The following is a 24,152-nucleotide window of genomic DNA, read 5'->3' as shown; positions in this document are numbered from 1 at the left end:
ATGTCCCCTTTTAAGACGTTGATAGCAATGTATTCTCAGAAATTGAATCCGCAAGAGTAGCTAATTTACCTTCTTCCCTTTCTAACCATTTTGTTAACAACCAACCCAGTAGAAGAGTGCCGGCAAGAATCGCTAAAGTCAGATAAATACCCAAGTGAGCCTGGAAGATAGGTAGGAATACCGTGCCAATAAACGCACCAAATTTTCCGGTTCCAGCTGCCAATCCATGTCCGGTGGCTTTAAACTCAGGGTTATAAAGTTTTGCAGGCAGCAGATAAGTTGAAATTCCTGGGCCAAAATTTATAAAAAAATTGAACAGGATGAATCCAACAAAAATAATGCTGGCACTTGGGAGCAGATAGCTTATGCTAAGAATTAATAATCCCACAAACGAAAAGAGAAATCCTGTTTTCTGCAGTTTAATTAAAGATACATGATTTACACAAAAGATGACTGCAAAAGCACCTAAGGAAACAAAGATATTGACCACTAAAGTGCTTTTTAGAACTTCCGTTTGTGCATTCAGGAAATTTGCTGCGCTCGAAAGATTAAATGCCTGTAAGACGTAAGGAGTGAATAACCCTATCCCGTAATACGATATATCTAATAAAAACCAGCAAAGACAAAGACAAACAGTGGCTCTTATCATTCTTGGCGAGAACATCAATTGATAATGCGTAAAAACAGCACGTCTTGAGCGTGGTTTTAACCGTTGATGGACTTGCCATAAAAAGCTCTCTGGCAGCTTCGCTCTAAATAACAGCCCTACAAGTGCAGGAATTGCCCCTGAAGCAAATATCCATCGCCAAACGTCGAGTTGAGGATGCAGTTTAAATAAAAGCCAGGCAACAATGACACCTATTGGTGAGGCAAGGCAATTGATAAACATAGCAGTTGCGATAAATTGGGCACTTTTACGAGGCGGAATCATTTCAGCTAAATAAGCGGCACAGATAGGATAATCAGCGCCCACGCCAAAACCGAGTAAAAATCGAAAAACACAAAGAGAGGTTATATTCCAGGCAAAAGCAGAACAAATAGCAATGAATACAAAAAAGACAAGATTTATAATGAGCATGCTTTTCCTGCCTAACATATCTGCCATGCGTCCAACAATGATTGCACCAAATACTGCACCAAGAGGTGCTGCAGCTTGAGTGAGGCCAATCATAAGCGAGGATGGATGGTATAAAGCATTAATAAAAGGCTCTGCTACAGAAGCGATATATAAATCATAACCATCAATGAACAAACCCAGCGCACAGACTATCCAGACATGAAGAGCCAGGGATTTATTATTATTTTCGTCCATGAAAATCTCTTTATAAGATAAAGAATATTTTGCCGCTTTATTGCGGCGTTAAGTACATGATTTTTAACATAATCGCGATGCAAAAACAAACAAGTTCATCATAAATAATTCAAAAAAACAATGCCCGTTCTAATAGAGTCTGTTTACAATCGTTATCTTGAGGCAAATACTCCGATTTTAGGGCACAGAAACGGAGTATGCACTTATGGCATCACGTTAAGGAAAAATCTCTCTCGCCTACGTCCCGCGAACACACCGCGGGACGTAGAGAATAAAGTTATTCCCTTACTGGGCGCATAAAATCGGAGTATTTTGGGGATAGAATTGTAAACAGCCCCTAAACCATCCCTGAAAAAACGAATTTACAAAAGATATCTATAATTAAATAAATGAGACTTCGACAAAAGCAATAGATACTCTTTAACTCTGAAAAAGGAAAGATAAAATGTTAACCACGGCTTTTATTTTTTTAGTGATAGCAATTGTTTCAGGATACATGGGATATAAAGGTACCGATCCTTCATTAACAAATAATGCAAAAATTATATTTTATATTTCTATAATTATTTTTCTCATATTACTGCTTATCTATTTATTTTCCCCAGCCGCACCAGTGCAAAATGAAATAAAAAATCCACTTTTATAGGTACGATTAATTTGAATGAATTATTCTCCTTGGACTTCCCAATTGGAATTCACTTTCATAATCTGCACACCACAACTCATTAGGACTTTTACCATTAGTTAGTTTTGTCCCCTCTGCTTTGTAACACCTCCTCTTTTGTTTTGTTACCAAACCATATTTATCTAAAATTGTATGGATAGTGCTACCTATGTCTCAATAAGGACAATCCAGGCACGGCAAAAACTCATGGCAAAATCAATGCAGACCTACATTCTCTCTTTCCTGATCACTTTCTTCTTCGGGTGGTTTTTTAAACTGCTGCACGATAGTTTTAGCGAATCGTTGAAATAAGCTGGCGTTTGCTCCAGTAAATTTATTCCAATCTTTTTCAAAATCTTCTTGCAAAAACATATGCAGCTGACCATGATGATAAGGTCCACTGTTTTGCTCTAAAGCTTGTCTTTCATATTCAAATCGTAAACTTTCTTTTACATTCTTAAGTATATCAGGATAGTTTGCCGATAATTCTCTGGTGATATCTCTTAAAACTGCCGAATAGCCTGTAGTTAATTTGCCCTTTTTAAGCTCACGATCCCATGCGTCTTGATAAAGCTTAATTAGATTATTTCGAAGGTCAGCCCAGTCGGAAGCTCCACCAAATTTCTTTGAAGAAGACTTATCAACCAAGATTTCCTGTACTTTTTCCGCTATTTTGCCATAGCCCGGATATGTTTCTTCAAACTTAAATACCGCATTTTTTAATTCAAGAGCTTTAGCCTCTCGTGCTATTTTATGAACCTCCACTCTAGGGGTTTCAACTACCGTATCATGTGCTTCTCTTAATGCGGCATAAAGTTCTGGAGTTGCCACAAGCTGTCCCTGCTTTGTTTGATCCATAGATTTGTGTGCCCATAAGCGCAGAGTTAAATCATAGTTGGGGTTAGCTTTTACTGTAGGGTTGGACTCTAGAGTTTCTCTTTCCTCTAGTTTCATAACAGAGTCATTTCTATCTTTTGATTCCACAGTATTATAATAGCGGTATGTTTTAATTTTCACATTACCAGGTATCATTTCAGGATTAGCCCGGAAAAAATTTTCTATTGCTTCAAGAATTTCTTTCCTATCATCAAAAAAGGTATATTCCACCTCATCATTAGGATGTTGCAAAGCTAACTTTTGAATTTGCGCATAGATTAAAGATATTTTGTTTTTTTCAAATTCCCATTCAGAAACTTTTTTACCTTCTGTAGCACATTTAAAGTCTGGTGGATAATTGTAATCTTTTTGTAATGCAATTGCTGCTTTATGAGTTGCTCCCGGCTCAAGCCCACTGTATAAATCACCTAATAAGAACGTATCAAATTCAGCTCCTATGTGTGTCGCTATTTCTTGCAAATTTGGATAGGATGAACCAGTTTGATATATTGTTTCCTTTTCTCTAACATATGTATCACTGGAATCGCCGCGTATGTCTTGACGATTGGAGCCTACCATAATTTTATTAATTCCCAATTCTTTTAGTTTATTAATTAATAATGGATTATGCTCAATGCATAAATCTGGAAATTTTCTTCGTTCTTCTGGTTTGTTATGAAAATCTGCTTTTACAGCAGTTTGATAAGACGCATGACTTAAACAACCATCCCAATCAATAGAGGCAATTTTTATTTTAGGCATGATAAACACTCACAATTAATACTACTCGTTTTAATTTTAGTACAATAATACGAATTTTTATTATATGAAAACTTATAGACTTTACAGCAGAACAGCAAACATAGCCTGGTTACCAGCTACCTGGCCATAAACTATTACAGCGATAGCTTTTTCTTTATAGTTAAAACGCTCCATATAAATTATGCTAAAAACACTATTACCAATGGAGAGAAAAAATGAAAAAACAACTAGTGCAACAAATCGTTAGGGCCAAAATAGCTAAGGGCATGATGCGCTGCAAATGCTGTCGCTATTCCTAATATCCTGTTAGCCATAGACTATTTGTGAGAATGACCATGAAAAAGTTACCCAATCTTAGACTATTACTGGAATACAAAAACCCATTAGTTATAGAGCGATTTAAGCAGAATTTTCCTGGTTTTTCTGCTTCTGCAGAACAGCTGTTTACCGACATGCTCAAATATCTATGGCTCAGTGTAAAACACGAATATGATTTAAAAGCCACTCCTGGTAACCCAGAACTGCAATTCATTCCTGTGATGCATGAAGAAATGAGACCTATCGATAATATGTGGCATGAATTTATTCTGATTACCTTAGATTACCATGAATTCTGTAATCACTACTTTGGTGAATATTTGCATCATATTCCCAATATGCGTGAAAAATTGCAGTTTACTGAAGAAGATTTCACGAACCAATTGGAGCTGTTTTTGAATTACATTTACGAGCAATTAGGTGAAGAAACCTTAACCCGCTGGTTTAATGAACATTTAGAAGAAGACATTCTTTCAGATGTGGCTTAACCATTTAGTGCTGCAAGTTTTTGCACGAATCACGGATTGTTTGCACTATAACCTGTAACGCTTTGACTTGCCTTTGCTCCGGCCTATGTGTCAAATAAATTTCATCATGAAAAATAGGTGTATTCGGGACTTGGGAAAGCAATGACTGATGATGAGTGTACACTACTGAGCGAGGTAAAATGCCCACACCACACCCCGCCGCAGTCAAACTGGCAATTACATCCAGATTTGAGGTAGGCAATAAACGATATTCCTTGATACCCATTGCCTCCAAATCTTTGAGTAATTTTTGCGTTTGCAATAAATCAACATCACATAATAAGGTTAAAATCTTCTGCTCTTTCATGAAATTTTTATCATTAGGCTGCCAAAAACCGACCTCATCATCGTAAAGCTTTTGCAAAATCAAGTCCCTATGCCTTACTGGATTAACAACAATACCAATATCAATGGAAAAATTAATAATTCCTTCGAGAATTTTGCGTGATAAATCATGTTTCAGGGTAATTCTTATTTGAGGATATTGCTCAAGCAATTGGGGCATAAATAAGGGCAAATCATATTGTGCTACAGAAGGATGACAACCAAGAACAAAATCCCCTTGGATTTCATTAACGCTTGCCAGACTTTCAGCGCGAGCGGTTTCCCATAAATGAATCAATTGCTTGGCATGGGCATAAAATTGCGCCCCTGATTTAGTTAATTTCAATCCATTTTTTATGCGAATAAAGAGACTGGTACCAATTGCATTTTCAAGTCGTTTGACTGCGCTGCTTAAAGATGGTTGACTAATTCCCAGGCGTTCAGAAGCACGTGATAAATTCAACGTTTGGCATACTTCAATAAAATAATACAAATCGTTTGAGGAAGGCAGCATGGTAACCATCTTAAGCAAAGCAATAAGAGCATGTCAAGAAAGTGTTTCCATGGACATAAACAATACTTAGTTCAATATACTTTGGAAAGCAAGCAGAGCCTGGTGAATGAAGTGCAACCAAGCATACACCATTATAAAGCATCTCAATTGATCAAATTTACATCATATCATTCAAAATAAAATCATTTTTAAGGAAATTTTAATAAATTTAGGGTATAATTTCTTTTTTTTGGATGACAAGAGATCAATATGACAAAAGTACTAGCATTCGATGTATCAGAGACATTACAAACTGGTTCGGAACATAATGACAATGGTCTAGGGCAACCCATGTGTGTAGGGAAAGAAATTATTCCAGGAGCATATTCAGTAATGGTCGGAGGACAAAAAACAGCAGAGTTACTTCAGCATGCTCAAAGAAAAGGCATTCACATCGTTTTAGTAACAAATAATGGTGCGGATTTAGATAAAGAGGTAATTCAACGTACCCTGGATTTTTTTAAACGCTATGGAGTAAATATTCCACCTGAAAATTATATGGGTCCAGAAAAAGGTAAAGATGGCAGCAAGGTGCCGAGATTAGAAGCAATTGCCATACGATTTAATGTTAATAAAGAAGAAATATATTTTTTTGATGACTCCTTTCATAATGTATCAGAAGCAAGAGCACATGGGTTTAAAGCAATTCAAGTTAAATCTCCAGAAGATTTACACAACGGCATTACTGAAGTGCTCGATGCACCATCAGCAATGCAGAAAGCAGAAAAAAATCCTTCCATTTCAGGAAGCAATTCAAGTTTCTTTACTAATGAATGGGATCAACTTGATGCTGATCTTAAAGCCCATATTTCTGAAACAACACGTAAAGTACGCGTAAAATTTTTTAACCATATACCAACCAGCGAATATTGGAATATGATAGGAAAAGAAGAAAAAGAAGTTATTCTCCAAGATTATCTTTATAAAAAATCAAGAACATATGACTCCTTAGATATTGAATTTAGATCTTATTTATCAGAAGAAACTCAAAATATTCGCCATAAAATGTCTCCTAAACCAACTACAGAAGCTTTTTGGAATGGATTAGATGAGAAAGCAAAAGATCAATACTTTCAAAAATATGAACAAGCAATGAGTTATAATTTATAAATAAAATAGCATAACTTATTAAATGCTTTCTGGAATATTCCAGAAAGCATTTTTCATCCCTACTTTGGCAAACAACTGTTTCGACCAGAGATTCAAGGCGGTTTATTTACTAACGTACTCTCTAATATGTGTGATACAATTGCCCTGAAAATAAACAATTTGAAATGAAAACAAAACCATTTCCCCTTTCACCGTGCCCAATAAAATAAAGGAAACTGCATGAGTTTTAAGTCGTTAGGTTTAATCGAACCGTTACTTCAAGCCATTAACGAATTAGGTTACAAAGAACCCTCTCCTATTCAAGCTCAAGCCATTCCCAAGATATTATCAGGTCATGACGTTCTGGCTTCAGCACAAACAGGAACAGGTAAAACGGCAAGTTTCGTATTACCTATTTTACAAAAACTCAGCTCCAAACCCCGGGCTAAAAGTAATAGAACTCGTACACTCATCCTAACGCCAACACGTGAATTAGCCAGTCAAGTACATGAAAGCATCATTCAATATGGAGGCCACCTATCGCTTCGCTCTGCGGTAGTGTTTGGCGGGGTAAAAATTAATCCCCAAATGATGAAATTACGTTCCGGGGTTGAGCTTCTGGTTGCTACACCGGGACGTTTATTGGATTTGCATCAGCAACGCGCCATACAATTCGATGAAGTGGATACTCTTGTTTTGGATGAAGCCGACAGAATGCTGGATATGGGTTTCATTCATGACATGAAACGAATTATTAAATGGTTGCCCAAAAACCGGCAAAATCTTATGTTTTCAGCTACTTTTACTGATGAAATTCGTAATCTTGTAAAAACCATTCTCAACCAACCCATAGAAATTGATGTTACCCCTCGAAATACAACCGTAGTTAAAATCAAGCAAACAGTACATCCAGTTGATAAAAGTCAAAAAGCGGCCTTACTGAGTCATTTAATTCATAAAAATAAATGGAGCCAGACTTTAGTCTTTTCAAAGACCAAACATGGCGCCAATAAATTAGTGAAACAATTGGCCGAAGCGCAAATTCATGCTGCCGCTATCCATGGCAATAAATCGCAATCCCAGCGGACCAAAGCTTTAGCCGAGTTTAAGTCCGGAGAGTTACATATTTTAGTCGCTACAGACATTGCTGCACGAGGAATTGATATTGATCAATTGCCCTGTGTGGTCAATTTTGATTTACCCCAAGTTGCTGAAGATTACGTCCACCGCATCGGACGAACCGGACGCGCTGGCGCATCAGGATTAGCCGTTTCCCTAGTAAGTGCTGATGAGGTAAATCAATTACACGCTATAGAAAAACTAATTCAACGCAAACTAAACCGTATTGAAATCGAAGATTTTGAACCCCAGCATAATGTTCCTCCAACCAATAGTGTTTCAAAGTTCAAAAAACATTCCCCTACTCGCAAGAAAATAACTTCAACGGACAATAAACCCAATAGAAAAAAATTCACAAATAGCTCAAGGAAAAGAGGCTCTAAAACTTAGCATCTTCAGCGTGGTCTAAAGTACAGGCCGAAACCGTGGTGTTCCACTTCGTTTCAGCCGGTGTCAACTTAAGAAAAATATTCTAAGGTTGGGTCATTCGGCCCAACAAATTCAACTCGTCTTTACCATTAAGTTAGGTCAAAATGACCCAACATAATTCAATTTAAAGTTCAGAAGTAGGCTTTTTCTCCTGTATTTCAAGATGCTTCACCAGTGCTGTATAGCGCGGTAACACATAATTCAAAGATTGCATTTTGGACAATTGAAAGAACGACTGATGTTGCATTGCTCTCTTATTTAAAATTAATTCTACTTCCTTGTCTATTTTCATTTCTGTTTCTAACCAACCTGATGAATCATGCACTATTCTGTGATTACTATCTCTGCGGCTCCAGGAGGAAATAAGAGTGGCATTTTGCAAGGATAAATAATCCGCCATAAAATTTCCCAACGGCTCCGAATCCAATTACGGTAACTGACACTATTTGACTCACTAAACTATAGTAGCCCTAACATCCCTTGCATGATTCAAAATCATTGCCGCTGCGATAATAATATCATTCATGCGATGATGCATTACGCTCCCATGGCAGCTTTTGCTGCTATGGCTTATACAGTAGGTCAATATGGCGCTCACTCCTTACTTGAATTGACTGAATTACTGATTTGTTTTTACTTAACGTGCATTGTATTTATAGTGGTCCTGCTCGGCAGCGTACTTTATTTTGTTTTAGGCTTAAGTGTATTTAAAGTGATCCAGTATTTTAAAACGGAAATTTTTATTGTTTTTGCTACCTCATCTTCTGAAACAGTGATGCCTAATTTACTGGAAAAATTAATCGAATTAGGTTGCGATAAATCAGTGGTCGATTTAGTGATACCAACAGGTTATTCTTTTAATCTCGATGGGACTGCAATTTATCTTACCCTTGCTGCTTTATTTATCGCGCAGGCAACAAACTCGCATATCACTCTTGAACAGCAAATCTTTTTATTGCTTATCATGATTATCAGTTCAAAAGGAGCTGCCGGTGTTACAGGAAGCGGTTTTATTATATTGGCCAGTTCCTTAGCAGCTATAGGTACGATCCCTGTTGCAGGAGTGGTTATAATTCTTGGAGTAGACCGCTTTATGTCTTCAGGGAGATCCTTAACCAATATGATTGGTAATGCCATTGTTGTATTGATTATTTCAAAATGGCAAAAATCGATTAATATGAAGCGAGTTCATGAAAAACTAGCATAAAAAAAATACTATGGGTAGCCGCCTGGTTGCGTGCAGCTGAATCGTCTACACATCGCTGAAAAACCAGCCCAGCTCTATTCCGACGTCCCGCGGCTGTCTGCGTGATCCAGAGGATCTACCCTAATCACTGGACCCGGGACAAGCCGCAGGGCGTAGACAGCAAGAGTAGGTCGGACCTTGGCCCAACAAGCCCAGCAATCGTATCCTGGGTTCAGGTCTGTAAGACTGGAACCCGAGGTTCACTCCACTACGCTTGCTCAAAATCCTTTACCGCCTGTTTAATGCGCAGTAAAATTAAACATTTCCCATTTAGAGATTAATATGCCAGGCAATAACATCCGTGATTTTTCTTTTTTTATACAAAATATTCATTTGCCCCAATCAATTTATTTTCCAAAAAATGACTACGAGCTAGTAGCTAAAATTATGGCTTATTTTCATACAGAAATCGTAGTTGACAATGTTTCGGATACAGATATGCCTGCACTTGCAAAAATTTTTGAAGAATATTTTGAAAATAATCCTCTTATTAATAAATCCATACAAGAATTTATTGATTCATTATTAGTAATACTGGTTGATAATGATAAATTAGGATTGCTTACTATCTTTAGTAATATAGGAGATGCTACTAGACAATTAGAAATTTTATTAGCGCCACATCATACTCACTTTGCTCGTGCCGCGGAGCCCAAAAACCTTCCTTTATTTAACTCATCTTCAACTAAAGAAATTAAGAAATGCGGAATATCCATCACGAGTGCTACCGACCTTTTTCCAGAGAAAAATTTAAAGCATGCGAAAGATCTAATTTACGGACTAGAATTTAATCAAAACGTCCCTGTAAATGAATTGAAATTAGATTATCTCAATGACCAAATTATTTTGGGAAATAACCTTGATGTTAATAGAATTTATTTTCAATTATTCATTGATCGATTACAAGAAAAACTAAATTTGTCGCGTAGTGATCTTTTTACTAAAGAAGACTTCATTGTTTTTCTCACCGGTGGTTCCGGTGAACGCTCCCGTGCGCAAATTAAGCTAGGTAATCTTTTTATAGAGATTGCATGTGGAGGGAAAGGTTCTCTTGCATTCGATATATATTATATTGATAACAATAGGAATGTACTTCTTCCATTGATGAACTGTATGAGACCACGTTATAGTAGAGCAACTTTTGACTATGAACATTGCCTCCCTTTTTCGGCGAGTATGTTTGGTTTGCACACGAGAATGGATAATAGATTGCCACCAAGTTTAACCCGGGATATGGCAAAAGACCGGGCAAAAGATAGGTTAGAAGCCGATGAACTAAATAATTTAATTAACTTAAGAGAAATATTTTTAGGTTTAGCATTGGGAAGAACAATTTGCGATTTCCCTAATTTAAAGCAAGAATTAAAAAAATTCTATGGCGCAGCAGTTCAAAATAATGTAGCTCCGAATAGCTCTTTTTTTAAATCCTCAACAGCCACTTTTTCTCCATTATTAAGCAACGAATCACAATTGAAAATGTAAACCCCACTACTAAGCTTACCTTACAAATTCATCAGACTTAGCAAGCCTGGGTAACACGCAGTGAAACCCGGGTTCTGGTCTTTTACAGACCTGCACCCAGGCTACACGATTAAGTGAGAGCACTTGTCTGTTGTTTTTCGGGATCGTGCGATGAAGAGAACACCTCTGGTTTAGATAATCCAAAAAAGGTTCCGTTATAACTTGAATTCGTCATGACTGGTTCTGTTCCTGTTTTCATTAATCTTAAGAATGCATCATAAGCTGCCTCAACGTTGTTGAGCGAGGTTGCCACCTGAACACGAGCTACTTTAGCGCTTGAGGCTTCATCTATTTTTGTCTGGCTTGTGCTTAAGTCAATTGTGAGTGAGAGTTCCTCAAATGTTGCCATAGCAGGATTCAAAGCGATCATGGCTGATAAACTGTCCCAAAATTGTAATTTATCATAAAATAATTTCTCTCCCATCCCTTGTAATAAGGACGTTAACATATCTTTGACCAGTTTTAACGAGGGTAATGTTTCCTTATCCAATCGTGCATAAAATTCTCGGGTCATAGGCATTTGACAAGTAATATCGATTGGAACAAGGTTTATGGGAAGATTTTTTGTGGTAAAAACAAGTTCTGCGGCTTTTGGATCAGCGTAAATATTCCATTCCGCTAGGGTATTTTCTGTATCAGGAAGCAGATCTGAAATATTTCCTGCTACTTTTACAGCGCCTCCCATAATAACTATCTTTTCAATTTTTTCGATGCAATCAGGATGAGCAGATATCAGCTGAGCAATATTAGTTAAAGGGCCAGTGGCTACAATCGTTATTTTTTCATCACTGGACATTAACGTGTCATACATTAACTGAACTGCAGAATCGGTAACTTGAGAATCTGCTATCGTGGGCACATCAGTATTATTTAAAATGGTATTTGCTTCTTTATTAATATATTCGGGAAAAGGAGTCCCGTGGTGATCCAAGGCAGAATTAATTCCATATGCAACAGGGATTTTTGCTGAAGGTTTTAACATCCGACATACTCGTTTCATATTTTCAGCACCGATTTTAGTAGTCGATTCTCCATATGCCACAGTGACGGCAACGACATCTGCATTAAGCAGCAATAAACATAATGCCATTATATCTTCATAGGCAGCATCACCATCATGTATTACTTTCATTACACATCCTTATAATATTTTTAAACGCGCTGTATGCTACGTTAAATTCATAAAAATTTCTGCATGTCCCAAATGGAACGAAATAAATTTATCTGGGGAATTTGGGGAAAGTTCCTTTCCTAACCTAGAAATCGACCGTTCCTTCTTGAGCTATTCAATAAATAGCAATACTTGCGTATGAGGCTTTGCCTGTCTATATTTAAATTAGTTTTTGTTCAAAAAATACTCATTAATTCGAAAAAATATATTTCGTGAGTGTTATTCTTCTGGATGGAACGAATTATGGCACATGAAGAACTTTTTAAAGAAATTGTCGAATTAATTAAAAGACAAGATGTTGATGGCGTTAGAGATATTTTAGCAAAAAATAAACATATAAAAGAATTACCTACGTTAGTTGATGATGAAGGAAATACGCTATTTCATCATCTGATAAAATCAGGCAATCTATCGCTCATGAGAGCCAGTCAAACTTATGAGAGAGGTTTCGGCGCCAGTTATGTTATAAGAAATAAAGAGGGTAAAACGCCTTATCAATGTGTTGCTGATATTGAAGACGCGCAATTCAGGGAGGTTGCCGCTCAAGTTTTTGGCCCGTCTTGGAAGCAAGCACATATTCTAAATCAATTTATCGTGTATTTAAAAATACAACATCAGCTTAAACCCAAGGAGTACAAGGAGGAGGATATTACAGCCATTATTGATGTGCTAAACGAAGGTCATTGTAATGGACTGTCTGCTATTTGGCTGGAGTTATGGCTAAAAAATAAAGAAAATAAATATTATGAGTTATTCTCAGACATTATTTATTGGGATTGTTCTATTGAACAATTAAGCCAAGAGTTAAAATCAAAATTTGAAGTCGCCATTTCACTAACCAGAATGTATCAAATGGATCGGGAAAAATTCAGTCATGAAAAAAAACAAGTAGCCCAGTCACAAAAGGAAGTAAAAGAGAAGATACGTCAAGAAAAAGAGCGAGAGACTGGCCAGCCAGTATCAATTGACGAGATCGAATTACCAGAAATATTAGCGGATCCTGTTTTTTTTAGCCGATATCAAAAGGCTTGGCATACCTATGTAGACACATTAAATGAAGAAGCATCTTATCAAGGACAATTTACCATCACTTCCCTCGCTTTTTTACTCGGTCAATTAGGAGATCAGGAAAAAGGAATGGCTTTTCGTGCTCATAATCATGTAATTTCTGCTGGAATCAAGAATGGGACTTTATATCTATTTGATTCAAATTATGACAAGCAAGCAGGGAAAGAAACCATTCCTAGAGAATTCAATTTAAGAAGTCCTAGTGGGCAAATAGACGCAGCAAAAGAAATTTATAAACAACTTTATTTTAGAAAACCTCCTGAAATAAATACCTTTTTTGAGCTTGATAAAGTGCATATTCTCGATTTGAAGGAGCGCCCCCGATATACCCATTATCCGAGTAACACTGATGTTAAAAATAAAGCAATAGAAGCGCAAGTACATGCGTTTTATAAAAAAGTTGAAGAAAATAATTTCACTGAAATTGATCCTTTTGAATTTGCTCGTTTGAGTAATTATTTTGATTCTGTTTTAAATCAGACCGAATTAGCCAATTTATATGAAAAAACAGTTTTTAAAAAAGAGCTGATTAATCAAATCACCCAATTAAACCGTTGGGATTCTATTTCTCCTTTGATTGTATTAATTGACACGTCAAATAATGAAAATGCATTAAACTGCTTATTAAGAAATGGGGCGGATCCGCATCTCATAGTCGGACATCAAAGTGCTATTGAAGCAGCCCGAAAGGAAAGAAAGGAAAATTTAGCACAATGTATGGAAGAACATATTAAACGAATGTCTGTTCCTGCTGAACATAAAAAGCAAATGGAACTAAAATGCCACATGAATGTTATAAAGATACCCGCCAACGAACGAGAACAAAATATTCTTGCTGTCCTCAATGTATTGAATAGTTCTTTACTGAACAATAAGGACAATACAATCCCGGTTGTAGTGCAAAATATCAAAGCGATTGTAGAGCAGATTGATCCTCGCGATACGGAACATATTTCTGAAAAAATTAAAGAAATTAAAGCATTAATTAAAACTCACGATAAAGATACAGAAGACAATTCTTATGTTTTAAACATTCTGGATGCATTTGAGAATGTTACAAATGATAATTTCAGAAGAATTCGTGAATCACTTTCTTTAGTCCCGGAATTTAAAAAAATTATGGATGCTCCTATGCTGGAGTCCCGATCTTCTTTGGGATAGTTTATCAGTCATGATAAACCATCCCCAAAAAATCTTTATAAGCAGCATCACCATCAATGTATTACTGCAAATCCTTATTATATTTTAAACATAGTGTATGGTATGTTTAAATTCATAAAAATTTCCCCCCAAATAGAACGAGAACAAATTGTGAAGCAGGCTAAGGAGCAGCGTGTATGCCAAAACTAAATACTATTGACGGTTATTATGATCCCTTAAAATTTATCAAAAAAAATCATACCAAAGAGGATCTTATTAATGAAAAAGAACTCATTGACTATCTAAACAGTGCATATCGTCATGCTTTAAGGAAAATATTACTTGCAGCCCCTGCTTCTTTTGCAGAAGCATCACCTATATATGCGCTTTGTATTGATGTCATCTTAAACGGCAATGATTTAACCCAAGTAACAGTAAAGGAGATTGAAGAGCAAATAAATAAAAATAAAGAACTGCATAAATTAAAAAATTTAAAGTCAGACACCCCAGATTTTGAAAAACTCCAATTAATAAAGGCTGTCACCAAGACGCATCAAACCAATTTAGTTATTGATGAACATGTTGTTCATTATGTAAATAGTACTCTCGCTCTTGAGACTCTATTAAACAAAGAATATAAATATGGATTTTTTGCTACTCAAAAAAGCAATTTGGCACATAAAGAAGCTGTTACGGCACTTAAAGATGCTCTAAAAGAAAATCCAGTCGATCTTTTAGCGCATTTATCTACCTTACGTAAGGGTGAATTAGGCGGCGCTATCAGAGCCTTTGTAAAACAGGGTCTGGCAGATAAGTTATTGAATGGCAAAACAGTTCATACGGTAAGCGATTTTATAACGGCATTACACGAACAAGCGAATCTTAATTCACCGCCAACAGCGGGCCTGTCTTAAAGTAACCTTGTTGTTTGCAACCAGGAGTTTTTACCAGCTGCAATACTGTCTTTGATCACATCTCTGCCTATGTCCTACGGCTTGTCTGCGGAACGTCGGAATAGAGCTGGACTGGCTTTTCAGCGATGTGTAGACGATTCAGCTGCAAGCAGCCAGGACTGATGATATTTTAATATTATTTTTTTGTATCAGTACTATTTGGCGTTGCTTTTGGCATCTCTATGGTCGTTTTAGGCGCCTCTATCGTTGTGCTCGGAGTCTCTTTAATTACCACAGGTGTCGTGGATGTTGTAGTCCCAAGACTCTCCCTAAAGAAATAATATGCTGCAATAGCGACAAGAATAACAATTACTACGATGGCAACAATTGCAACACTACTACTTGCATCATTTCTAGCCATTATAATCTCCCTGTAGTTATAAACGTAGCAATTCAAGTGTGAGTTTATTGCTCAACCCTAATAAGTATAGGATAATAACCAAGCTGAATTTACATGATAAAACTTACCAGTAAAAAGATTGAATCATCTCCTGTAGCTCAAAAAAACACAGTTTATGCTGCTTATTTCTTTAGCAGTTAGTCTCATCCTAAAATCCCCCGAAATTAAGAATATAAAAATATTGATTTTCCCCTCTACAGACTTAATGACTTAGTAGTAAGAAGGAGAAAATGGTGCAGGATTAAATTGTCGCTCCTCTTGCATTTTATCTTCATCTATTATTTGCTCAACTTCTTGAATCGGTTTATTCGAGTGTGTTTCTTGTTCTTGAGATGGAATCGTTTGCCGTGCTGGCTCCTGTTTAGGCATTAGTCGAGCCATTTTTTGTGGACTGTCAATAGGAGCAGTAACTTCTTCCTTAGGTGCAGGCAATTTCGGGGATTGCTCTTGATAGCTCATTCCGCGCATACATCGTACTTTTTGCAAAGCTTCCCAGTTTTCTTCCCAGCCAGTAGCAAAACCATATTTCTCTTTAAACCACCTCATCGCATGCTCTAATTGAAAATAAGGTTTGATGAGCGTCTCTGCAAGAATGTGTCCATTTCCCTCATCTGGGCCTTTTGCAAAATAAACGGTTGCTTTCCTTTCTTTTAAATCACCGGTTAAATCGATTGCAACCCACCCTCTCCATGGCCCCATATCTCCGGTCTTAAACGCGGTGAGTGGCTTGCCATTTTCATCTACTTCAAGTTGAAAACCCAAACATTCAGCGACATATTTTAAATCTCTGGGATCAGACACAGTCTCTTTTGCCCAAGGGTCCTGGGTCATCCGAATTTGAGGATTAAAAGCATACTGTAATGTTTCATCGTTCATCCAGGCTTGCACAAACAGTGCATAGTCTTTCGCAGTAGTAGTTAATGTATTTGCTGCGCACGGCTTTTTCCCAAAACTGCTGTGGTTCATATGTAACGGATCAAACACATATTTTTTAGCAAGCATATCAAGATTCGCGGTATGGCCACGTTTTGCTACTTCCTCAAGAATTTTGGGCAAGTAGGGATTAAGCTCCTGAACATCAGTAAGCTCTTGTAAATTACAATGGAGTGCGTTTAAATCTATAGTGCCAGATTTTCCCACCCCAGTAATATCAAAAATGGTATACCGTAAATTGGGAGGATAGATTGAAACATACAGTATATTTTCTGCAAAAAAATCATTTTCCGACATTAAAGCAAGCTTAGGCTCGTGAAGTTTTTCAATCACTTTTTGCAAATAAAATAAGGGAAATCCTGAATACCGATAATATTCTTGGCCGGGTTCAAATTGATGATTCACTTCATCTTTTCGATTCAAATCAAATCCTGTTTTATGGGCAAGAATCATCGCTGGCGTCAATGCATTAATGCGTGCTGTATCTTCTTCAGTAATTTCTTCATCATCTTTCCATTTAAAACCATGCTGTTGGCAAAAGTCCTTAAAAGGCAAAATATCATTAAGCCTCTTCATATCTAAAGAGAGCTTGCCAGCTGCCACAAGCTTTAAAACAAGATAAGTAAATACGGGCTTACTCAGTGACGCAGCGCCAAAAACCGTATCGTTATTCACGTCCCCATAGCCCTGAGTTTCGGGCATGCCATGGCCCATCACTGTCGCCACACATACTTGTTCTATCTTGGCTTTCTTCCTAATCCTTTCTACCTCAGCCTCTGTGCTGTTGGACTTAAAGAGCAATGAACTTAAATCTTTTAGCGAAGCCATTAATTGGATTACTTTTGTTTGCATGTCGTCTCTCCTACAATGTTACATTTCAATTCTTCAATAAATCCATTGTATCGAAACACTAAGCGTCAGTTGTATAAACTTTGTATAGATTGAATATATTTAGAAAAAAATGAGTGGGAATTCTAGGAGAGCATGACTACACTAATATGAAACTGCATAGAATATAAATGATGAACATAAACATACTGTTAGTTGAAGATAACCTCAAATTAGTCAAGTACTTAAAAAAAATGCTTACAGATGAAGGATATCATATAGCGACCGAATCTCGGGGCGATAGTGCTGTCTATCGTATCATTAGAGAACAGCCTGATTTAGTGATTCTTGACATCATGTTGCCTGGGATGAATGGCGAACAAGTTTGTGAAACGGTACGTGATGTATATCGCGGGAAGATATTGATGTTAACGGCTTTGAATACAGAACAAAACGAGGTAACTAGCCTTAAACTGGGTGCGGATGACTATGTGACTAAACCGGTTAAAGAAGAGATCTTAAAAGCGCGAATTACTGCGCTTTTAAGAAGACCCAACTTAATTGCCGAACCTAAAGAAATTCAATTTGATAATTTGGCGATTAACTTAATAAAAAAAAGCGTCAGCTATTGTGGAAAACCTATTGATTTAAGTCCAAGTGAGTATGAGCTACTTGCTCTATTAGCAAAGAATGCTGATACTGTTTTAAGCAGAGATAATATTGATTACGCATTACGGGGTAGAGAATACGATGGTGTAGACCGAAGTATTGACCTTAAGATATCCCGATTAAGAAGGATATTAGGCGATGATCTAGACAATCCTTATCGAATTAAAACGATTTACGGAAAAGGATATTTATTTTTATCGGATTCATGGAAAAAATAAATGATAAAATTATATCTAAAAACAATTTCCGCTTCACTATTAATTCTATTTCTTATTCTTTTGGTTTTTTATCTTTTCTTTACTCATTCCATACGAACAATGTCTCAAAAAACTCAGGACATTTTAGGGATAGGTAATTTTTCGATACTCGAGCACATAGTACTCAAATCAAACACATCTATTTCGAAATCCAGTAAGGAACTAAAAAAATTATTGCCGCGGAACACTAAGGCGGCACAAGTGATTGATATGAATTCCCTACCCTTTACAGATAAAGAAAAAGAACAATTAATTGCGGGTAATATTGTTTATAAAGATGCAAAGAATCGTATGTTTTTGACGTATAGTATTCATGATGTCTATGCCTACAAGCGAATTGACAAGAGCTCTTTTGTTTTAAAAGTGCAGATGGGGGCATCGATCAATGACGTGGTTAAAGGTGCGACCTATTTGATGCGAACACTTATTTTAAACACATTAAAGACTCTCCCGATGAGTAAATGGGAAGATGCATTAGATAAACTCCAGCTTCAGTATCAAATTCCCTTAACACTCACTTCAATCAACAATAACAATATTTCTCCTATCGCAAGAAATAATTTAATAGATAATGATGTAGTTTATGATATCCCTACAGATGAAAAACCGATAACGACTGTTTATTTTAAAATTCCTGGTAGTGACAAAATAATAACTGTGGGGCCGTTAAACTATCCCTATTTTTCACTTCGATTATCTGAGATTCAAATATATTTTGTGATAACAATAACCCTTTTGACTGTTTTTGCCGTGGCAGTTCTCACATGGCTATTTAGCAGGAACAGCGCAAAAATATACAGATTAACGCAAGAGTACAGCCAAGGTCATTTTAACTATGATGTGCATCTAAATCGCATTTCAACGTTAAGAGGTATCTATGAAAATGTGGTTGCTATGGGTAACAAAATAAATGTACTGATGCAATCACAACAAAATATGGCACGATTTGTCGCCCATGAAGTGCGCACTCCCTTATACACCATACAATTGGCCCTTGATTCGTTAAAAAAACTTAAGGCTCAGACTGCTGAAGAGCAAGAACATATTGAAAGCATCGAAGAAGACATACAAGAATTGAATCAGTTGATTCACACTTTTTTACTCTACTCCCAGAGTACGGCACACGAACTTAGAGTAAATAAGGAATTGCTTAATCTACGCCAATGGCTTGAGAATTTATTAAAAACGTATCAATCCTATGAAGTAAACGTACTGTTTAATTACCAACAAAGTGACAATGAGTTGCTATTTTTTGATCCAAAACTCTTATATCACGCCGTAACTAATCTCATTAGTAATGCGCTAAAACACGCACATAAGGAGATACTAATCAGTTTGGAATATCGAAATAAATCAGTAGTTATTCGCATAGATGACGATGGTCCAGGTGTACCTGAATGTGATAGAGAAAAAATAGTGGAACCCTTTACTACATTAAATGCAAGTGACACAACAGGAAAACACATCGGACTTGGTTTATCCATCACGAAATCCATAGTGAGTTTACATGGCGGGATACTTGCAATAAATGATGCGAAAACCTTAAAAGGAGCGAGTTTTAGTCTTATTTTACCAAGATAACTTGACGCTACCTTGCTTGTCTTAAACAAGCAAGGTTCCATAATACCCCACCAAATTCGCGATAGTGACGGTATTGGCGTAATTACTGCACGTGCTGTCCTTAGTCATATTCCAGTTAAATATTCCAGCTAAACCAATGTATGGAGGATAATCAGGATCACAATTTGTTTCCTGGACATCAATTCCATTAGCAATTTGCTTTTTAGGATAGCCTATAGCAACAAGTGCATTAAAGAAATCTTTACCCCAACTGCCGTCAGCAAAATAAGTTTGAATGTTAATTAAATCAAAGCTCCTGGCATTTAATATATCGACCTGTGTTGCTGCAATTCCACCGGGCTCATCATTATTTCCAGCAGGAGTGATAGTGAGATAATAGGGTTTGCCATCTTGCAGTGATGCATAATTTAATGCATTTCTTAAATTAGCAATCACCCCATCGAAATTGGCCTGAGGAATGGAACCGCTGGAATCACCTATGCTTTCATCATCAATATCAAGGCCATCCAGATGATTGCTGCGAATAAACTGAATCACGCTGGGTACGAAAATATTGGCATGATTCACATAGTCATTATTAATATAGGTCCAATCCTTTTTCCCCCATCCCAATGAAATTAAAATCTTTATATTCGGATTACCAATACGTGCTGATTGTACCAATAAAGCCAAACGCGCAGGCTCATTAGGCTGGCCTTCTTCGTAGGTAAAAATTGCACCGTTTTGCCATGCATAAGTGTGAGCAAATGCCACAAAAATGGCGCTAACCCGATTAAAAGGAGGAATAGGAACTTGATTTGGCGGTAACCATTGTCCTGCCCCAAAATTATAAATTGGGTAATAGGTACCGGCGTAAGGAAGGGGAAATTGGCTGCTTGGAAGTTTTTTTGTTGCAGTCACCTTAATACGATTATTTAATACGGGTACAGAGCACACCGCTCCGTTATAGGCACAGACTCGCGGCATTAATGTGATCTCAGCATTTTGGTTAATTCCTTGTAAAGAGACTATAAAGGAACAGGTAGCTCCTGCAGCCAAAACGGTACAGGTATTGCTGCTTAAAGAGACGTTCAGAGTATTTGCTGTTGCTCTATAGTTAGGGTCAACTGTAAGACCACTCAATGTTTTTGACGTAGTATTTTTAGCCGTATAAGTAATATAAGTAGAGCCAACCTGGGAAATAACGATGGGACTTGAGCTGCTTGGTGTAATTTCTACTACAGAAGCAGCTTGTGCCGAAGTCAGGGCCAACATCCACCAGAAACAGTGCGTTTTGAACAATATATGTTTTTTCATCTGCATTCATCCTTGTTAACCAATAGAAATTGCCAGAGTAAACAGGATCCCTTGTGTATAAAGATTTTTAATGTTCAAGCGATCCTTGGAAGTTTGTGCTGGCAAGTTACCTAAAGTTCCTTTGTCCAAATTAAAATATTGATAACCAACAGACGCATGATATTGCACATGATGTTGCTTATCATCCCACAGCAGGTATTCAAGACCCGTACCTAATTCATAGGAAAAAGTCTGTTGTGTATGATTGTTAAAACGGGCTACAGCAGGAGCAGCGCTTAATAAAGGATCGGTCGGCTCTTCATGATATGCATAAAAACGATTCCAGCCTGGACCAATACCGACCAAAGCATAAGGTTTCAAAGCATATTTTGAATAAATTACTTTGGACTCAACCATCAGCGATGCGCTTTTTGCATGAAAATTATAATTCAAGGTATCAAAAAGACCCTCATTGATAAACGGAAATTCCGTTCCTTTTACTTGCCCCAGCTCGAAAAAATATCCCGACACGCCCAAAGATAATTGATAAAATGAAAACCATGGCTTTTCAAAAGTATGATTTGCCCCTATACCCCAAAAACCTTGCCAGTTTGTTTTGGTATTGGTTTGGTAGGCATTGGTAATGCTCTCATTAATATCAACCAGGCGCTCGTTTTTAAGGGTCGAAAAATTGGGACCTCCTGAAACAAAGAAACTGATTTGATTGGCATTTCCAGAACAAGAAAACATAAAAAAAATACATAAAGTAACAAGCTTTTGCAGTTTAACTTCCATATCTATTTAGACCTTTAAATTGTGAACATTTTCCAAAACAATATTATCTGAAAAACAGGCAAGTTTTAACTTTATTTTGCCGGGAATAATTTGACGTTGCATTGCTTAAACAAGCGGGCTGGTTCAAGCATCCCCATGGGGGGCGTATCTGCATATAAAAAATAGAATCATATTAAAGAGAATAGATAAAACTTTATAACTTAATCCCTTTATTCAAATAGTGCACTTGCTTACTACGTCCCGCGGCTTGTCCCTGAGAGAACCACGCGAATTTGGATGTCACTTTATGTTTTTAAATGAACGATACTCAACGTTCTACGTACCGCGCTTTATGCCTGAGGACTCCCCAGATAGGAGCAAAGAAAGAAGGAATGAGTAGACGTGCATAAAGCGCAGTACGTAGGGGTAAATTTCGCGGGGATCGCTCAGGGCTTGTCTGCGGGATCCAGTTTTTATTGCAAACTGTCTAGATCCGTGGACAAGCCGTGGGACGTAGGAATAAAGAATCATGAAAAAGTGTTGTATTTAAAATTCTATTACGAACTAGCCTTGTATATTCCAATAGCTAATAATAGCCAACCAATAATAAGACATAAGCCGCCAATGGGGGTAACGACTCCAATTGCCTTTACGTTGAGCATGCTCAATAAATATAGGCTTCCTGAAAAAAGAAAAATGCCAGTAAAAAATAACCATCCTGCAACTCGTATGATTCGTGCATCAAACTGACAAAGAATCATTCCAACGAATAATAAAGCCAAACTATGGATAAATTGATAAAAAACACCCGTTTGAAAAATATGCATTTGAGACGCACTAACTTGTGTATTCAAATGATGAGCAGCAAAAGCACCTAAAATTGTGGCAACCATTGCTGATAAAGCACCGATTGCTATAAAACGCTTCGGCATTACTGTTTCAGAAGAAGGCTGTATCATTCACTATCCAAATATTTTAAAGACTAACTAATTGGCATAATAGATTATATTGCAAGGAGTCTCAAAGAAATGTTGAGCGAGAACATACTTTTCCACTTTCTGCATCAAGTAGATATGAGCTCCCTTAGTCAAACATTTCATCAAGAAAAAAACCAACTAAAACAGATAAAAAAGTCCAAAGTAGCGTTGCTCAGCTATACTGCTGATTACTTGACTTAATTTGAGCGTATCGAAGGCAAAACCTTTTTTTACTGGAGATCATTTATCATAGTTCTCCCCAGCAATAGGAATTAAGCTTCCTCCTTCTTTAGCCCCTCTTTCTAACACTCTTTCAATTGAAAATTATGAACTCAAGGGGTGATTCAATAGCGGAAGATTCTTTTACTTCAAGTCTGGCCCTTCCTTATACTCAATTTCTAAGCCCTTTCCCTTAAAGTGAGAAACTATTGCCGCTTTATGCTCCTCACTATAACCAAGTGTATCTGCGACTTTTAGATAAAAATTTAGCTCTTTTTTCTCATATTCTTTAACTTTCTCAGAATCAGGTTTTTTAGTTTGAATAAGATCATAAAAAGAACGCACTACATCTTTAAACTCCCTCCTTAAATCTGGAGGTAACTTTTTTACATCAACATATAAAGGATTGAACTCAATCTTCCAGAAAAGTAAACCAACTTTCTCAACCCTTGCAACACAAGCGGATATATGGGCGCCACTTAAAGTACACTCAGCTTCACCGCTAAAATCAATATATTCTCCGTCAATAGGATTCACACCCAACTCACCTGCTTCATATTTTTGATGGTGCGTTTCCCTCTTAGGAATGTTATTCAAATCAAATACCATTATTTCATGCTCTTTACCCCTACTCCAACTTTTTGCTGCATCTAAGCTCATTGAGGTAGAGATTCCCATAATATCGCCGCTTTGGTGAGCAATCATCATCTTTTCTTTGTCTTTACTTCTGAATACACTGGGTTTCCTTCCCACAAAACCATCCATTTTCTTATTGAATACACAATCAGACTCCTTTTTAGACATACCTCTAAATAGAAGATTATGTGACCGAGGCATAGTAAAGATATTAAAAAAATTAAAATCACTCAACTTTGAGCCATTATAAGTACTCGTTGGAAAGCATAAAGTCTCCAATCGCCAAGTTGCCTCATATTTTACTGGATAAGCGGAAGCTCGAGTCCAAATACTTCTAGAAGGCACTAAAGAAGAGGAAAATAGTGTTTGTGTCATTTTTTTACGCATAGTGCACCACCCTTATTTTCGCCAAGATAGGTCTATCTTAAATTGTAGCAAAAATAAACTATGTGTCTAATTAAACAACATTTGATATAAGCATGCCTATTGAGCAACTTTTTTAATAAGGTAAGTTCGCTTATTTTTCTCTAA

Annotated in this window: 21 protein-coding genes; 10 read left to right on the top strand and 11 right to left on the bottom strand. The window is 36.9% G+C overall.

Features of this window, described 5'->3' with window-relative positions:
* Positions 1 to 10: 10 nt before the first annotated feature.
* Positions 11 to 1,312 carry an MFS transporter gene (locus DY223_RS03910; protein WP_058460704.1) on the bottom strand — a complete coding sequence of 434 codons (1,302 nt, stop codon included), beginning with the start codon at positions 1,310 to 1,312 and terminating at the stop codon, positions 11 to 13.
* 445 nt (positions 1,313 to 1,757) lie between these two features.
* Here DY223_RS03910 and DY223_RS03905 point away from each other — a divergent pair, with 445 nt between their 5' ends.
* Positions 1,758 to 1,958 carry a DUF1328 family protein gene (locus tag DY223_RS03905; RefSeq protein ID WP_058460703.1) on the top strand — a complete coding sequence of 67 codons (201 nt, stop codon included), beginning with the start codon at positions 1,758 to 1,760 and terminating at the stop codon, positions 1,956 to 1,958.
* Between the two features lie 234 nt (positions 1,959 to 2,192).
* Here the strand turns inward: DY223_RS03905 and DY223_RS03895 are convergent, their stop codons facing one another.
* The gene (locus DY223_RS03895; RefSeq protein ID WP_058460702.1) at positions 2,193 to 3,614 is read right to left on the bottom strand and encodes a hypothetical protein; all 1,422 of its coding nucleotides are present in this window, start codon (positions 3,612 to 3,614) and stop codon (positions 2,193 to 2,195) included.
* A gap of 335 nt (positions 3,615 to 3,949) precedes the next feature.
* On the opposite strand from DY223_RS03895, the gene DY223_RS03890 reads away from it, so the two are divergent.
* Complete coding sequence (locus DY223_RS03890) at positions 3,950 to 4,420, top strand: glycine-rich domain-containing protein (protein ID WP_058460701.1); 471 nt, start codon at positions 3,950 to 3,952, stop codon at positions 4,418 to 4,420.
* Between the two features lie 4 nt (positions 4,421 to 4,424).
* On the opposite strand, the gene DY223_RS03885 is transcribed toward DY223_RS03890, so the two are convergent.
* Positions 4,425 to 5,297 (bottom strand): LysR family transcriptional regulator, encoded by an 873-nt coding sequence (locus tag DY223_RS03885; RefSeq protein WP_058460700.1) that lies wholly within the window; start codon positions 5,295 to 5,297, stop codon positions 4,425 to 4,427.
* Between the two features lie 249 nt (positions 5,298 to 5,546).
* On the opposite strand from DY223_RS03885, the gene DY223_RS03880 reads away from it, so the two are divergent.
* Together DY223_RS03880 and DY223_RS03875 are read left to right on the top strand one after the other, a co-directional pair.
* On the top strand, positions 5,547 to 6,446 hold the full coding sequence (locus DY223_RS03880) for a hypothetical protein (protein ID WP_058460699.1): 900 nt from the start codon (positions 5,547 to 5,549) through the stop codon (positions 6,444 to 6,446).
* 219 nt (positions 6,447 to 6,665) lie between these two features.
* Complete coding sequence (locus DY223_RS03875; protein ID WP_058460698.1) at positions 6,666 to 7,934, top strand: DEAD/DEAH box helicase; 1,269 nt, start codon at positions 6,666 to 6,668, stop codon at positions 7,932 to 7,934.
* Positions 7,935 to 8,097: 163 nt separating this feature from the next.
* On the opposite strand, the gene DY223_RS03870 is transcribed toward DY223_RS03875, so the two are convergent.
* A complete protein-coding gene (locus DY223_RS03870) occupies positions 8,098 to 8,373 on the bottom strand; it encodes a hypothetical protein (RefSeq protein WP_058460697.1) in 276 nt (91 codons plus the stop codon).
* Positions 8,374 to 8,457: 84 nt separating this feature from the next.
* On the opposite strand from DY223_RS03870, the gene DY223_RS03865 reads away from it, so the two are divergent.
* Complete coding sequence (locus DY223_RS03865) at positions 8,458 to 9,180, top strand: cation:dicarboxylate symporter family transporter (RefSeq protein ID WP_235810582.1); 723 nt, start codon at positions 8,458 to 8,460, stop codon at positions 9,178 to 9,180.
* A 321-nt stretch (positions 9,181 to 9,501) separates the two neighbouring features.
* Positions 9,502 to 10,701 carry a hypothetical protein gene (locus DY223_RS03860; protein ID WP_058460696.1) on the top strand — a complete coding sequence of 400 codons (1,200 nt, stop codon included), beginning with the start codon at positions 9,502 to 9,504 and terminating at the stop codon, positions 10,699 to 10,701.
* A 109-nt stretch (positions 10,702 to 10,810) separates the two neighbouring features.
* Here DY223_RS03860 and DY223_RS03855 read toward each other — a convergent pair whose 3' ends face one another.
* A complete protein-coding gene (locus tag DY223_RS03855) occupies positions 10,811 to 11,872 on the bottom strand; it encodes a nucleoside hydrolase (protein WP_058460695.1) in 1,062 nt (353 codons plus the stop codon).
* A 282-nt stretch (positions 11,873 to 12,154) separates the two neighbouring features.
* Between DY223_RS03855 and DY223_RS03850 the strand changes: the two genes are divergently transcribed.
* Both DY223_RS03850 and DY223_RS03845 read left to right on the top strand, forming a co-directional pair.
* A complete protein-coding gene (locus tag DY223_RS03850; RefSeq protein ID WP_058460694.1) occupies positions 12,155 to 14,140 on the top strand; it encodes a hypothetical protein in 1,986 nt (661 codons plus the stop codon).
* Positions 14,141 to 14,316: 176 nt separating this feature from the next.
* Complete coding sequence (locus tag DY223_RS03845) at positions 14,317 to 15,033, top strand: hypothetical protein (RefSeq protein ID WP_058460693.1); 717 nt, start codon at positions 14,317 to 14,319, stop codon at positions 15,031 to 15,033.
* A 175-nt stretch (positions 15,034 to 15,208) separates the two neighbouring features.
* On the opposite strand, the gene DY223_RS03840 is transcribed toward DY223_RS03845, so the two are convergent.
* Together DY223_RS03840 and DY223_RS03835 are read right to left on the bottom strand one after the other, a co-directional pair.
* Positions 15,209 to 15,433 carry a hypothetical protein gene (locus tag DY223_RS03840; protein WP_058460692.1) on the bottom strand — a complete coding sequence of 75 codons (225 nt, stop codon included), beginning with the start codon at positions 15,431 to 15,433 and terminating at the stop codon, positions 15,209 to 15,211.
* A gap of 249 nt (positions 15,434 to 15,682) precedes the next feature.
* Positions 15,683 to 17,257 (bottom strand): serine hydrolase, encoded by a 1,575-nt coding sequence (locus tag DY223_RS03835; RefSeq protein WP_058460691.1) that lies wholly within the window; start codon positions 17,255 to 17,257, stop codon positions 15,683 to 15,685.
* A 167-nt stretch (positions 17,258 to 17,424) separates the two neighbouring features.
* Here DY223_RS03835 and DY223_RS03830 point away from each other — a divergent pair, with 167 nt between their 5' ends.
* Positions 17,425 to 18,120, top strand: coding sequence for a response regulator (locus tag DY223_RS03830; RefSeq protein ID WP_058460690.1), 696 nt, complete (start codon positions 17,425 to 17,427; stop codon positions 18,118 to 18,120).
* Positions 18,121 to 19,740: an ATP-binding protein gene (locus DY223_RS03825; protein WP_058460689.1), complete on the top strand. Its 1,620-nt coding sequence runs from the start codon at positions 18,121 to 18,123 to the stop codon at positions 19,738 to 19,740. It abuts the gene before it with no gap.
* A gap of 21 nt (positions 19,741 to 19,761) precedes the next feature.
* On the opposite strand, the gene DY223_RS03820 is transcribed toward DY223_RS03825, so the two are convergent.
* The 4 genes from DY223_RS03820 to DY223_RS03805 all read right to left on the bottom strand — a co-directional run bounded on the left by DY223_RS03820 (position 19,762) and on the right by DY223_RS03805 (position 24,008).
* Entirely contained in the window at positions 19,762 to 21,036 is a 1,275-nt protein-coding gene (locus DY223_RS03820; protein WP_058460688.1) for a glycoside hydrolase family 18 protein, read from the bottom strand.
* A gap of 15 nt (positions 21,037 to 21,051) precedes the next feature.
* A complete protein-coding gene (locus tag DY223_RS03815; protein ID WP_058460687.1) occupies positions 21,052 to 21,810 on the bottom strand; it encodes an outer membrane beta-barrel protein in 759 nt (252 codons plus the stop codon).
* Positions 21,811 to 22,346: 536 nt separating this feature from the next.
* Positions 22,347 to 22,748 (bottom strand): DUF423 domain-containing protein, encoded by a 402-nt coding sequence (locus DY223_RS03810; RefSeq protein WP_058460686.1) that lies wholly within the window; start codon positions 22,746 to 22,748, stop codon positions 22,347 to 22,349.
* Between the two features lie 381 nt (positions 22,749 to 23,129).
* Positions 23,130 to 24,008, bottom strand: coding sequence for a hypothetical protein (locus DY223_RS03805; RefSeq protein WP_058460685.1), 879 nt, complete (start codon positions 24,006 to 24,008; stop codon positions 23,130 to 23,132).
* Between the last annotated feature and the right edge of the window lie 144 nt (positions 24,009 to 24,152).

It is taken from the genome of Legionella bozemanae, from assembly GCF_900450575.1.
In the GTDB taxonomy this organism is placed as follows: domain Bacteria; phylum Pseudomonadota; class Gammaproteobacteria; order Legionellales; family Legionellaceae; genus Legionella; species Legionella bozemanae.
The sequence above is the reverse complement of the archived record's forward strand: the minus strand, read 5'-3'. Positions and strand labels throughout refer to the sequence as shown.

What these genes read in the sequence shown, in the direction of transcription:
- DY223_RS03910 (WP_058460704.1), bottom strand. Translation starts at nt 1,312, where the DNA reads ATGGACGAAAATAATAATAAATCCCTGGCTCTTCATGTCTGGATAGTC.
- DY223_RS03905 (WP_058460703.1), top strand. Translation starts at nt 1,758, where the DNA reads ATGTTAACCACGGCTTTTATTTTTTTAGTGATAGCAATTGTTTCAGGA.
- DY223_RS03895 (WP_058460702.1), bottom strand. Translation starts at nt 3,614, where the DNA reads ATGCCTAAAATAAAAATTGCCTCTATTGATTGGGATGGTTGTTTAAGT.
- DY223_RS03890 (WP_058460701.1), top strand. Translation starts at nt 3,950, where the DNA reads ATGAAAAAGTTACCCAATCTTAGACTATTACTGGAATACAAAAACCCA.
- DY223_RS03885 (WP_058460700.1), bottom strand. Translation starts at nt 5,297, where the DNA reads ATGCTGCCTTCCTCAAACGATTTGTATTATTTTATTGAAGTATGCCAA.
- DY223_RS03880 (WP_058460699.1), top strand. Translation starts at nt 5,547, where the DNA reads ATGACAAAAGTACTAGCATTCGATGTATCAGAGACATTACAAACTGGT.
- DY223_RS03875 (WP_058460698.1), top strand. Translation starts at nt 6,666, where the DNA reads ATGAGTTTTAAGTCGTTAGGTTTAATCGAACCGTTACTTCAAGCCATT.
- DY223_RS03870 (WP_058460697.1), bottom strand. Translation starts at nt 8,373, where the DNA reads ATGGCGGATTATTTATCCTTGCAAAATGCCACTCTTATTTCCTCCTGG.
- DY223_RS03865 (WP_235810582.1), top strand. Translation starts at nt 8,458, where the DNA reads ATGATTCAAAATCATTGCCGCTGCGATAATAATATCATTCATGCGATG.
- DY223_RS03860 (WP_058460696.1), top strand. Translation starts at nt 9,502, where the DNA reads ATGCCAGGCAATAACATCCGTGATTTTTCTTTTTTTATACAAAATATT.
- DY223_RS03855 (WP_058460695.1), bottom strand. Translation starts at nt 11,872, where the DNA reads ATGAAAGTAATACATGATGGTGATGCTGCCTATGAAGATATAATGGCA.
- DY223_RS03850 (WP_058460694.1), top strand. Translation starts at nt 12,155, where the DNA reads ATGGCACATGAAGAACTTTTTAAAGAAATTGTCGAATTAATTAAAAGA.
- DY223_RS03845 (WP_058460693.1), top strand. Translation starts at nt 14,317, where the DNA reads ATGCCAAAACTAAATACTATTGACGGTTATTATGATCCCTTAAAATTT.
- DY223_RS03840 (WP_058460692.1), bottom strand. Translation starts at nt 15,433, where the DNA reads ATGGCTAGAAATGATGCAAGTAGTAGTGTTGCAATTGTTGCCATCGTA.
- DY223_RS03835 (WP_058460691.1), bottom strand. Translation starts at nt 17,257, where the DNA reads ATGCAAACAAAAGTAATCCAATTAATGGCTTCGCTAAAAGATTTAAGT.
- DY223_RS03830 (WP_058460690.1), top strand. Translation starts at nt 17,425, where the DNA reads ATGATGAACATAAACATACTGTTAGTTGAAGATAACCTCAAATTAGTC.
- DY223_RS03825 (WP_058460689.1), top strand. Translation starts at nt 18,121, where the DNA reads ATGATAAAATTATATCTAAAAACAATTTCCGCTTCACTATTAATTCTA.
- DY223_RS03820 (WP_058460688.1), bottom strand. Translation starts at nt 21,036, where the DNA reads ATGAAAAAACATATATTGTTCAAAACGCACTGTTTCTGGTGGATGTTG.
- DY223_RS03815 (WP_058460687.1), bottom strand. Translation starts at nt 21,810, where the DNA reads ATGGAAGTTAAACTGCAAAAGCTTGTTACTTTATGTATTTTTTTTATG.
- DY223_RS03810 (WP_058460686.1), bottom strand. Translation starts at nt 22,748, where the DNA reads ATGATACAGCCTTCTTCTGAAACAGTAATGCCGAAGCGTTTTATAGCA.
- DY223_RS03805 (WP_058460685.1), bottom strand. Translation starts at nt 24,008, where the DNA reads ATGCGTAAAAAAATGACACAAACACTATTTTCCTCTTCTTTAGTGCCT.